Here is a 10906-nt window from a genome sequence, read left to right on the forward strand (position 1 = left end):
GATGAGTGACTATAAATCGACCCTGAATTTGCCGGAAACAGGGTTCCCTATGCGTGGCGACCTCGCCAAACGCGAACCGGGAATGCTGGCGCGTTGGACCGATGATGACCTGTACGGCATCATTCGTGCAGCCAAAAAAGGCAAAAAAACCTTCATTCTGCATGATGGCCCTCCTTATGCGAATGGCAGCATTCATATTGGTCACTCAGTTAACAAGATTCTGAAAGACATTATCGTTAAGTCCAAAGGACTGACGGGCTATGACTCGCCGTACGTTCCGGGCTGGGACTGTCACGGTCTGCCGATCGAACTGAAAGTCGAGCAGCAATACGGTAAGCCGGGTGAGAAATTCACCGCCGCTGAATTCCGCGCCAAGTGCCGTGAATATGCCGCTGAGCAGATCGACGGTCAGCGTAAAGACTTTATCCGCCTGGGCGTGCTGGGCGACTGGTCGCGTCCGTACCTGACCATGGACTTTAAAACCGAAGCCAACATCATCCGTGCGCTGGGTAAAATCATCGGCAATGGCCACCTGCATAAAGGCGCTAAGCCAGTGCACTGGTGCGTTGACTGCCGTTCCGCGCTGGCGGAAGCGGAAGTGGAGTATTACGACAAAACGTCTCCGTCTATCGACGTGGCGTTCCACGCGGTAGATAAAGCCGCGGTACTGGCGAAATTCGGCGTGGCCGACGTCAACGGCCCGGTGTCGCTGGTTATCTGGACCACCACGCCGTGGACCCTGCCGGCTAACCGCGCCATCTCTCTGTCGCCGGAATTCGACTACGCGCTGGTGCAGGTTGACGGTCAGGCGCTGATCCTGGCGAAAGATCTGGTTGAGAGTGTGATGAAGCGCCTTGGCGTGGCGGATTACACCATCCTGGCGGCGGTACAAGGCGCCGAGCTTGAACTGATGCGCTTTAAGCATCCGTTCCTCGATTTCGACGTGCCGGCGATCCTTGGCGACCACGTGACGCTGGACGCGGGTACCGGTGCGGTGCATACCGCCGGCGGCCACGGTCCGGACGACTACACCATCAGCCAGAAATACGGTCTGGAAATCGCCAACCCGGTTGGCCCGGACGGTGCTTACCTGCCTGGTACCTATCCGTCTCTGGATGGCATCAACGTCTTCAAAGCCAACGACATCATCGTTGAGATGCTGCGTGACAGCGGCGCGCTGCTGCACGTGGAAAAAATGCAGCACAGCTATCCGTGCTGCTGGCGCCACAAATCGCCGATCATCTTCCGCGCCACTCCGCAGTGGTTCGTGAGCATGGATCAGAAAGGCCTGCGCGCGCAGTCGCTGAAAGAGATCAAAGGCGTGCAGTGGATCCCGGACTGGGGCCAGGCGCGTATCGAATCGATGGTTGCTAACCGTCCTGACTGGTGTATCTCCCGTCAGCGTACCTGGGGCGTGCCGATGTCGCTGTTCGTGCACAAAGAGACCCACGAACTGCACCCGCGTACCCTTGAACTGATGGAAGAAGTGGCAAAACGCGTTGAGGTTGACGGCATCCAGGCGTGGTGGGATCTCGATTCCCGCGACATCCTTGGCGCTGACGCCGACAGCTACGAGAAAGTGCCGGATACCCTCGACGTGTGGTTTGACTCCGGGTCGACCCACTCTTCCGTGGTTGATGTGCGTCCGGAATTCGCCGGCCACGCCGCCGATATGTATCTGGAAGGCTCCGACCAGCATCGCGGCTGGTTTATGTCCTCGCTGATGATTTCCACGGCGATGAAAGGCAAAGCGCCATACCGTCAGGTACTGACCCACGGCTTCACCGTCGATGGTCAGGGCCGCAAAATGTCCAAGTCTATCGGTAACACCGTTAGCCCGCAGGACGTGATGAACAAGCTGGGCGCCGATATCCTGCGTCTGTGGGTGGCCTCCACCGACTACACCGGCGAAATGGCGGTCTCCGATGAGATCCTCAAACGCGCCGCGGACAGCTATCGTCGTATCCGTAACACCGCCCGCTTCCTGCTGGCGAACCTGAACGGTTTCGATCCGGCGAAAGACATGGTTAAACCGGAAGAGATGGTGGTGCTGGACCGCTGGGCGGTCGGCTGCGCGCAGGCGGCACAGGAAGATATCCTGAAAGCCTACGAATCCTACGACTTCCATGAAGTGGTACAGCGCCTGATGCGCTTCTGCTCCATCGAGATGGGCTCGTTCTACCTCGACATCATTAAAGACCGCCAGTACACCGCGAAAGCGGACAGCGTGGCGCGTCGCAGCTGCCAGACCGCGTTGTTCCACATCGTGGAAGCGCTGGTGCGCTGGATGGCGCCGATCATGTCCTTCACCGCGGACGAAATCTGGGGCTACCTGCCGGGCGATCGTGAGAAATATGTCTTCACCGGCGAGTGGTATGAAGGTCTGTTCGGCCTGGCCGACGACGAAGCGATGAACGACGGTTTCTGGGATGAGCTGCTGAAGGTACGCGGCGAAGTCAACAAGGTGATCGAGCAGGCGCGTGCGGATAAGAAAGTCGGCGGCTCTCTGGAAGCAGCGGTCACGCTGTATGCCGATGCCGACCTGGCGGCCAAGCTCAACGCGCTGGGCGATGAATTACGATTTGTCCTGTTGACCTCCGGCGCCAACGTTGCCGATTATGCCCAGGCGCCGGCTGATGCCTGGCAGAGCGATCTGCTGAAAGGGCTGAAAGTGGTCCTGAGCAAAGCCGAGGGCGAGAAGTGCCCACGCTGCTGGCATTACACCAGTGACGTCGGCAAGGTAGCGGAACACGCAGAAATCTGCGGTCGCTGTGTCAGTAACGTCGCCGGTGACGGCGAGCAACGTAAATTCGCCTGATGAGTAAATCGATCTGTTCAACGGGGCTACGCTGGCTGTGGGTCGTCGTAGCCGTGCTGATTATCGATCTGGGCAGCAAATTCCTGATCCTCCAGAACTTCGCTCTGGGGGAGACGGTTCCGCTGTTCCCGTCGCTTAATCTGCATTATGCCCGCAACTATGGCGCGGCGTTTAGTTTCCTCGCCGACAGCGGCGGCTGGCAGCGCTGGTTCTTTTCCGGGATCGCGCTCGGCATTTGTGTGGTACTGACGGTACTGATGTACCGTTCGAAGGCGACGCAAAAGCTGAACAATATTGCCTACGCCCTGATTATCGGTGGTGCGCTGGGTAACTTATTCGATCGCCTGTGGCACGGCTTCGTGGTCGATATGATCGACTTCTACGTCGGCGACTGGCATTTCGCCACCTTCAACCTCGCCGATAGTGCGATCTGCATCGGCGCAGCGCTGATTGTGCTGGAAGGTTTCTTGCCGAAACCGGCCGCGAAAGAGCAGGCGTAAATGTCAATGCCGGGTGGCGCTACGCTTACCCGGCCTACAGAATTTGTGGCCGCCCGTCGGCCCGGTTAGCATAGCGCCACCGGGCAACCGGTGACCTAAAACAAGCGAGCAATTTGCATGTCTAAATCCGTACAGAGCAACAGCGCGGTACTGGTGCACTTCACACTGAAACTGGACGACGGCTCCACCGCCGAGTCCACGCGCAGCAACGGCAAACCGGCGCTGTTTCGCCTCGGCGACACCTCTCTGTCTGAAGGGCTGGAGCAACAGCTTCTCGGTCTGAAAGAGGGGGAGAAAAAAGCCTTTTCGCTGGAGCCTGACGCCGCCTTCGGCGTAACGAGCCCGGACCTGATTCAGTATTTCTCTCGCCGTGAGTTTATCGATGCTGGCGAGCCGGAAATCGGCGCGATTATGCTCTTTACCGCAATGGATGGCAGCGAAATGCCTGGCGTGATCCGCGAAGTCAACGGCGATTCCATCACCGTCGACTTCAACCATCCGCTGGCCGGGCGCACCGTTCATTTTGATATTGAAGTGCTGGAGATCGATCCGGCGCTGGAGGAGTAACATGCAGATCCTGTTGGCTAACCCGCGCGGTTTTTGCGCTGGCGTTGACCGCGCTATCAGCATTGTAGAAAACGCGCTGACGCTGTATGGCGCACCGATTTATGTTCGCCATGAAGTGGTGCACAACCGCTATGTCGTGGATAGCCTGCGTAAGCGCGGCGCCATTTTTATCGAACAGATCAGCGAAGTGCCGGACGGCGCAATCCTGATTTTCTCCGCCCACGGTGTTTCGCAGGCGGTACGCAACGAAGCGAAGAGCCGCGACCTGACGGTGTTCGATGCCACCTGTCCGCTGGTGACGAAAGTCCATATGGAAGTCGCCCGCGCCAGCCGCCGCGGCGAAGAGTCGATTCTGATTGGCCACGCCGGCCACCCGGAAGTCGAAGGCACTATGGGGCAGTATAATAACCCGCAAGGGGGCATGTACCTGGTCGAGTCGCCGGAAGACGTGTTGACGCTGGAAGTCAAAAATGACGCCCGGCTGTCGTTTATGACCCAGACCACGCTCTCCGTCGACGATACGTCTGACGTTATTGACGCCCTGCGCGCGCGTTTTCCGAAAATCGTCGGTCCGCGCAAAGATGACATTTGCTATGCCACCACCAATCGCCAGGAAGCCGTGCGCGCGCTGGCGGAGCAGGCTGACGTGGTGCTGGTGGTCGGGTCGAAAAACTCCTCAAACTCTAACCGCCTCGCCGAGCTGGCGCAGCGAATGGGCAAAGCGGCTTACCTGATTGACGACGCCTCTGATATTCAGGAAGCGTGGGTCAAGGATGCGGCCTGCGTCGGCGTGACAGCGGGCGCATCGGCGCCGGATATTCTGGTGCAGAACGTCATTACCCGCCTGCAGGAGCTGGGCGGCGGCGAAGCCGTGCCACTGGAAGGCCGGGAAGAGAATATCGTCTTTGAAGTGCCGAAAGAGCTGCGTGTGGATGTCCGTGAAGTAGAGTAAGTTCTTTCCTCCAGCAGTATGAGAAGATGCCAGACTTAACGTCTGGCATTTTTTTAGGGAGAAACCATGCGCTTACCGATCATTCTTGATACTGACCCGGGCATCGACGATGCTGCCGCCATTGCCGCGGCGCTGTTCGCGCCCGAGCTGGAGCTGCAACTGATGACCACCGTGGCGGGCAACGTTTCGGTGGAGAAGACGACCCGTAACGCGCTGCAGCTGCTGCACTTCTGGAATGCCGATGTGCCGCTGGCGCAAGGGGCGTCGATGCCGCTGGTGCGTCCGTTGCGCGACGCCGCCTCGGTGCATGGCGAATCCGGCATGGAGGGGTATGACTTTGTTGAGCATCAACGTCAGCCGCTGGCGAAGCCGGCCTTCCAGGCGATCCGCGATGCATTGATGCACGCTGCCGAGCCGATTACTCTGGTGGCGATTGGCCCGCTGACCAATATAGCGCTGCTGCTGACCCAGTACCCGGAATGCGTGTTCAACATTCGCCGGCTGGTGATCATGGGCGGTTCCGCGGGGCGCGGCAACTTCACGCCGAATGCGGAATTCAATATCGCTATCGACCCGGAAGCCGCCGCGAAAGTGTTCCACAGCGGGCTGGAGATTGTGATGTGCGGGCTGGACGTCACCAACCGAGCGCTGCTGGCGGCAGATTACCTGACGACGCTACCGACGCTGAACCAGACCGGTAAAATGCTTCATGCTCTGTTTAGCCACTATCGCAGCGGCAGCATGAGCAGTGGTTTGCGAATGCACGATCTCTGCGCTATTGCGTGGCTGGCGCGCCCGGAACTGTTCACTCTCCAGCCGTGCTTTGTGGCGGTGGAGACGCAGGGGACCTGGACCGCGGGCACCACGGTGGTGGATATCGAAGGACGACTGGGCCAGCCGGCGAACGCTCTGGTGGCGCTCGATATCGATGTGGAAGGGTTTCAGCGCTGGGCTGCGGAGGTGATTGCCCTGGCGCCGTGATAAATCACTCGATTTTCAAGGAAAGAAGCAATGACCTATGGACAGGCGTATTTGAGCGGCTGGAAAGAGACCTTTAATTTTAGCGGCTGCGCCAGCCGGCAGCAGTTTTGGACGTTTTTTCTTATCAATGTGCTGATCGCCACCGCGCCAGTGGCCGCCTGGAGTCTGGCCACCCTTGTTAACCCTCAATACGGCATCCTCAGCTTTGTTGTCATTCCCTTTGCCGCGCTCTGGCTGCTGCTGATGGCGCTCCCCTTGCTGGCTGTTGGCTGCCGGCGGATGCATGATATCGGCCGCTCCGGGATCTGGTTTGTGCTGGGGGTTATCATTCCGTGGTTTGCAATTATTTCGCTGGCTCTGTGCTGCCTGCGTTCAGCGCCGGCACCGTCTCGCTGAGATAATCAATCATCGCCCGCATCCTGGCGGGCATATGTTTATCTCCCGCCCACAGCAGCCACAGATCGCCGGAGTAGCTGCTGATGAATTCCCACTCGGGCAGCACCTGCACGATATCGCCCTTCGCCAGCGCCTCGCGAGCGGTAAACAGCGGCAGGCTGCCAATGCCCAGATGCTGCTTAACCGCGTCGAGGCGTACGGCGGTATGGTTGGCGGCGTACCGCCCGTAGGTTTGCACCGTTTCGCTTTTCCCTTCCCGGCGGAACTTCCAGCGCGCATCGGCGGGCGTTTCGCCAAGGCTGATGCAGCTATGCGCGCGCAGATCCTGCGGCGTGTGCGGCATACCGTGCCGTTGTAAATACGCCTCAGTGGCGCAGATAACATGCATGACCGGTATCAGCGGTTTGCCATGCAGACCAGGGGAAGGGGTATCGGTGATGCGCAGCGCCAAATCAATACCGTCATCGATAAAATCCAGAGGGCGATCTTCCAGCCGCAGGCAGACGTCAACCTGCGGGTAGCGGTGGAAAAACGCCATCATCAGCGGGTGGATCACAAAGCGGCCGACGGCTTTCGGTACGCTGAGCGTCAGCTTTCCCTGAGCGACCGTTTGGCGACTGCTGGCGGAATCTATCGCCTGCCGCGCCGCTTCCAGCATCTGCTGGGCATGCTGATACACCGTTTCCCCGGCATCGCTCAGTCGCAGCTTACGGGTGGTACGATGCAGCAGCTTGCTGCCCATCTCCCGCTCCAGCCGCGACACGCTGCGGCTCACGGCGGAGGGCGTCAGGCCGCTCTGGCGGGCGACGGCGGAAAAGCTGCCCTGGTCGACTATCTGGACGAAGAGGGCGAGGTCCGGCAGGAGGTTCAGATTCATTTGTGCTCCCGGAGCAAAAGTGCATTGGCGGGTGGTGGGATTATCGCTGTCGATATTATCAATATACTGGTCGGACAGAGAGGAGAATCACCATGACTGAACGAGTTTATTACACCAGCGATGCTACCGACGGGCGCGCCCAGATCATCGCCTGCACTGCAGAAGCGGATGGCCGTTACGCCATCGAACTGGATCGGACGTTGTTTCACCCGCAAGGGGGCGGTCAACCGGCAGACCGCGGCTGGATAGCCGGGCAGGTGGTTGAGACGGTTATTGTGCGCGGCGACAGCGTGCTGCATATCCTGTCGCAACCGCTTCTCCTCGGTGACGTGGAGATGAAAATTGATGCCTCCGCGAGACAGCTGCATGCCCGTCTGCATTCTGCTGGCCACCTGCTTGGCCTGGCGGGCGAACAGCTTGGCTGGCAACCGGTGAAAGCGCACCACTGGCCCGGCGAAGGGCGGATAACCTTCACCAGCAGGAACAATGCCGCGCTGCCGGACGCCAGCGCGCTGTTGGCGCCGGTGAAGTCCTGGCAGGCGCAGGACTTACCGCGTCAGGTGACGTTCGCTGATGGCCTACGCCAGGTGGGATTTGGCGAACTGCCCGCTTATCCCTGCGGTGGCACCCACGTCGCCCGTCTGGCGGAGCTGGGCGACGTCGTCGTCAGCCAGCTTAAAATGAAGAAGGGGCAACTGGTGGTCAGCTATACCCTGGCGTAAGCGTTTTATCTCTGCTCAGGATGGGTCTGCTTGCCGTGATAGATGCGCTCAGGTCGGCCAACCTTGCCGTAGCTGATTTCCGCTTCCAGAAAGTCGTTCTTCACGCCTTGCTCCAGATAACGGCGGGCGGTGGTTTTGCTGCTGCCGAGGATACGGGCCAGCGAGTCGGCGGTATGTACCACCGATGGGTCGGCAAACAGCTGGAGCACGCGCTGAAAGGTACTTTCATCGATCCCGCGCAGCGGTGCGCTGGCGGGTTCCGTTTGCTCCCGAGCCTGAATATTAAACAGCGCGTCGACATGGATCTGGCTGGCCTGTTCGCTGGAGCGCAGCGAGCTACGATAGCGGGCAAAGCGCTCCAGCGTGTGCTGCAGGCGCTGATAGTGCACCGGCTTAATCAGGTAATCGAACACCCCAAGACGCAGCGCTTCGCTGATGGTATCCATGTGATTATCTGCGGTAATAAAGATAATCCGTCCCTTGTAATGCGTACTGACAGCATGGCGGATCAGATCGATACCTTTGCCGTCGGGTAAAAAATTATCCAGCAGGATCAGCTGCGGTTGATACAGCCTGAGCTGTTTCCTGGCGCTCTCAAGCTTATCCGCAATGCCAATGACGTCGAACTGGGGAAACTGTTTAATGTTATCCACCAGGATCTCCGCCAGCATAGGTTCGTCTTCAACGATAAGAGTAGTGATGCTATCCATGATGTTCATCTCGGGTCAGGGGGATATAAAGCGTAAAGATGGAGCCAAAAGGAATATTATTTTCGACGACAATGCTGCCGCCTGCCTGTTCCACATAACTGCGTACCAGCCAGAGTCCGATACCATGATCTTTGCTGGTACTGCTGGTGACGCCGCGCTCGAAGATCCTGTCGCGCAGCGCCTCGTCAATGCCGCATCCCTGGTCGGCGATCTCAATGATCACTTCGTGACCGTCGCTGTTGATCAGGCATTCTATCTGCCTTGACCCCTGCGGCTGACGCAGGCTGGCATTGTAGGCGTTATCAAGCAGATTCCCCACGATCGAGATCCATTCATTGTGAGAAAGGGCGGTGGGTAATCTGTCAACGAAGCAGGCCGGATCGAAAACCAGCTCCAGACCGAGCTCTTTGGCCCGGTAATACTTGCCGATCAACAGTCCGGCCAGATGGTTATCCTGGAAATTCCGCGCGATAAAATCGATCACCTTCTGGTGACTTTCCGACTGCTGTTGGATCAGATCCAGCGCATGATCGTAGCGTTTAAGAAACAGCAGGCCAGCGATAGTGGAGATCAGATTGCGATGCTCATGCTGCACGGCGCGCAGGTTATCGGCGTACTGTTGCACCTGGCTGAGCTGCAGGCTAAGGGTGTTGATATCGTCTTTGCTGCGAAAGCTGATCACCCAACCCTGTGGCTCATTGTTTAAGATCACCGCCATCCGGCTGGCGATCACTTTGATCTGATTGAAGGTGACGATTTCGTCTTTTTTATTGGCCTGTGGCGCATCGTAGAAAAAGGTCTCCTGCGAGATAACGCTGTTGATCCCTTTGCCGATAAGCGTCGGTTCCGGCTGACTCAAATTGAGCAGACGGCGGGCAGTCTGATTAATTGCAGTGATTTTATAACCGGAGTCGATGGCGATAAGCCCTTCGAATACCGATTCAAACAACACGCTTTGCTGGATCAACAGCTGTGACAGCTGTTGGGGTTCCATATTGAGCATCTGCTTTTTGATATGCAGTGAGAAGCGGCGAGCGCAATAGAGCAGGAGCAGTAACATGATGGCCATCGGGATCAGCAGCGAGCTTATCTGCAGGCTGAGCCAGTTCTCCAGTTGCTCGATGGTATAGCCTACCGACACAATGCCGATCACCTTGCCGGTTTCGTCCTGAATCGGCGATTTACCGCGCAAGGAGGATCCCAGCGAGCCTTTGCGCACTGACACGTAGCTTTTGGCGTTTATCAACGCCTCATCGCTATCGCCGCCTTCCATCGATTTGCCGATTTCATCAGGATTGACGTGATAGAGGCGCTGGCCGCTGGCATCACCGACGGTGATGTAGGTGGCGTCGGAGAACGAACGCATGGGGTCGATAAGGGCTTTGATTCTGGCGAGATCGCGTTTCTGTACCGCCTCCACCAGCTCCGGCATCGCCGAAATCTGCATTGCCTGAATCAGCGCCCGTTGCCCGACCTGATAATGCAGACGCTCCTCGGTAATGTCTGTCAGATACCATGACATCGCCAGCATGACGATCGTCGAGGTAAATAAGATCAGCAGGAAGATGCGATTCTGAAACGATCGCCGGGCAAACCAGTGGGTGATTTTTCGGGTGTACATAGCGCCAATGGACATGAAAAGGTTATTTTCCCCGTTTCGCGGCCCGAGAACCCGCTGATGGCGCACAGAACCGCTATTTTCAGAAAAGTGATCGATCGCAGGAGCTTGCTTGTTAATCCTGCCCCGGAGGCGGGGCGACAGCCACACCTCCGGGAAGGATACCGGCCTACATCGCCAGCACGTACTTGAGCATCACCCCGGCGGCGATCGCCGAGCCGATCACCCCGGCCACGTTCGGGCCCATGGCGTGCATCAGCAGGAAGTTCTGCCCGTCTGCCTCCAGACCCACTTTGTTCGACACCCTTGCCGCCATCGGCACCGCCGACACCCCCGCCGAGCCGATCAGCGGGTTGATTTTATGTTTGCTGAAGATATTCATCAGCTTCGCCATCAGCACCCCGGCCGCGGTACCCACGCAGAAGGCGATCACCCCCAGCAGCAGAATGCCCAGCGTCTGCGGCTGCAGGAACTTGTCCGCCACCAGCTTGGCCCCCACCGACAGCCCGAGGAAAATGGTCACGATGTTGATCAGCGCGTTCTGCACCGTGTCGCTCAGCCGGTCCACCACGCCGCTCTCGCGCATCAGGTTGCCGAAGCAGAACATCCCCAGCAGCGGCGCGGCGTCCGGCAGCAGCAGCGCCACCAGCAGCAACAGCACCGCCGGGAAGAGGATCTTCTCCCGCCGGCTCACCGTGCGCAGCTGCACCATGCGGATCTTCCGCTCCTTATTCGTGGTCAGCGCCTTCATGATCGGCGGCTGGA

The 10906-nt window shown here is 58.5% G+C and carries 11 protein-coding genes; 7 read left to right on the top strand and 4 right to left on the bottom strand.

The window, feature by feature from the left end; all coding sequences use genetic code 11:
- Position 1: 1 nt before the first annotated feature.
- The 6 genes from ileS to CWM58_RS23100 all read left to right on the top strand — a co-directional run bounded on the left by ileS (position 2) and on the right by CWM58_RS23100 (position 6214).
- Positions 2-2818 carry an isoleucine--tRNA ligase gene (ileS, locus tag CWM58_RS23075; protein WP_061156417.1) on the top strand — a complete coding sequence of 939 codons (2817 nt, stop codon included), beginning with the start codon at positions 2-4 and terminating at the stop codon, positions 2816-2818.
- Entirely contained in the window at positions 2818-3318 is a 501-nt protein-coding gene (gene lspA, locus CWM58_RS23080; RefSeq protein ID WP_061155820.1) for a signal peptidase II, read from the top strand. Before ileS ends, lspA begins: the two co-directional genes overlap by 1 nt.
- A 117-nt stretch (positions 3319-3435) precedes the next feature.
- Entirely contained in the window at positions 3436-3885 is a 450-nt protein-coding gene (gene fkpB, locus CWM58_RS23085; protein ID WP_061155819.1) for an FKBP-type peptidyl-prolyl cis-trans isomerase, read from the top strand.
- A 1-nt stretch (position 3886) separates the two neighbouring features.
- Positions 3887-4837 (top strand): 4-hydroxy-3-methylbut-2-enyl diphosphate reductase, encoded by a 951-nt coding sequence (gene ispH, locus CWM58_RS23090; RefSeq protein WP_100681872.1) that lies wholly within the window; start codon positions 3887-3889, stop codon positions 4835-4837.
- A gap of 66 nt (positions 4838-4903) precedes the next feature.
- A complete protein-coding gene (gene rihC / locus CWM58_RS23095) occupies positions 4904-5818 on the top strand; it encodes a ribonucleoside hydrolase RihC (protein ID WP_100681873.1) in 915 nt (304 codons plus the stop codon).
- A gap of 30 nt (positions 5819-5848) precedes the next feature.
- Complete coding sequence (locus CWM58_RS23100; protein ID WP_100681874.1) at positions 5849-6214, top strand: DUF805 domain-containing protein; 366 nt, start codon at positions 5849-5851, stop codon at positions 6212-6214.
- Here the strand turns inward: CWM58_RS23100 and CWM58_RS23105 are convergent.
- Positions 6162-7091, bottom strand: coding sequence for a LysR family transcriptional regulator (locus tag CWM58_RS23105; RefSeq protein ID WP_100681875.1), 930 nt, complete (start codon positions 7089-7091; stop codon positions 6162-6164). The two genes, CWM58_RS23100 and CWM58_RS23105, sit on opposite strands and share 53 nt — an antisense overlap.
- Before the next feature lie 92 nt (positions 7092-7183).
- Between CWM58_RS23105 and CWM58_RS23110 the strand changes: the two genes are divergently transcribed.
- Entirely contained in the window at positions 7184-7813 is a 630-nt protein-coding gene (locus CWM58_RS23110) for a hypothetical protein (RefSeq protein WP_100681876.1), read from the top strand.
- 5 nt (positions 7814-7818) lie between these two features.
- Here the strand turns inward: CWM58_RS23110 and CWM58_RS23115 are convergent, their stop codons facing one another.
- From CWM58_RS23115 to CWM58_RS23125, 3 genes are all read right to left on the bottom strand, one after another.
- The gene (locus tag CWM58_RS23115; protein ID WP_061155811.1) at positions 7819-8523 is read right to left on the bottom strand and encodes a response regulator; all 705 of its coding nucleotides are present in this window, start codon (positions 8521-8523) and stop codon (positions 7819-7821) included.
- Positions 8516-10144, bottom strand: coding sequence for a sensor histidine kinase (locus CWM58_RS23120; RefSeq protein ID WP_100681882.1), 1629 nt, complete (start codon positions 10142-10144; stop codon positions 8516-8518). The genes CWM58_RS23115 and CWM58_RS23120 overlap by 8 nt, the downstream gene beginning before the upstream one ends.
- 166 nt (positions 10145-10310) lie before the next feature.
- The coding region (locus CWM58_RS23125) for a sodium ion-translocating decarboxylase subunit beta (protein WP_133122435.1) at positions 10311-10906 on the bottom strand (596 nt) is incomplete at its 5' end.

This window comes from Klebsiella sp. H-Nf2, from assembly GCF_002806645.1.
Lineage (GTDB): Bacteria > Pseudomonadota > Gammaproteobacteria > Enterobacterales > Enterobacteriaceae > Klebsiella > Klebsiella variicola.

Bases quoted from the DNA above. Each gene is read 5' to 3' on its own strand.
- CWM58_RS23115 (WP_061155811.1), bottom strand. From the start codon at position 8,523: ATGGATAGCATCACTACTCTTATCGTTGAAGACGAACCTATGCTGGCG.
- ileS (WP_061156417.1), top strand. From the start codon at position 2: ATGAGTGACTATAAATCGACCCTGAATTTGCCGGAAACAGGGTTCCCT.
- fkpB (WP_061155819.1), top strand. From the start codon at position 3,436: ATGTCTAAATCCGTACAGAGCAACAGCGCGGTACTGGTGCACTTCACA.
- CWM58_RS23120 (WP_100681882.1), bottom strand. From the start codon at position 10,144: ATGTACACCCGAAAAATCACCCACTGGTTTGCCCGGCGATCGTTTCAG.
- CWM58_RS23105 (WP_100681875.1), bottom strand. From the start codon at position 7,091: ATGAATCTGAACCTCCTGCCGGACCTCGCCCTCTTCGTCCAGATAGTC.
- CWM58_RS23100 (WP_100681874.1), top strand. From the start codon at position 5,849: ATGACCTATGGACAGGCGTATTTGAGCGGCTGGAAAGAGACCTTTAAT.
- rihC (WP_100681873.1), top strand. From the start codon at position 4,904: ATGCGCTTACCGATCATTCTTGATACTGACCCGGGCATCGACGATGCT.
- ispH (WP_100681872.1), top strand. From the start codon at position 3,887: ATGCAGATCCTGTTGGCTAACCCGCGCGGTTTTTGCGCTGGCGTTGAC.
- lspA (WP_061155820.1), top strand. From the start codon at position 2,818: ATGAGTAAATCGATCTGTTCAACGGGGCTACGCTGGCTGTGGGTCGTC.
- CWM58_RS23110 (WP_100681876.1), top strand. From the start codon at position 7,184: ATGACTGAACGAGTTTATTACACCAGCGATGCTACCGACGGGCGCGCC.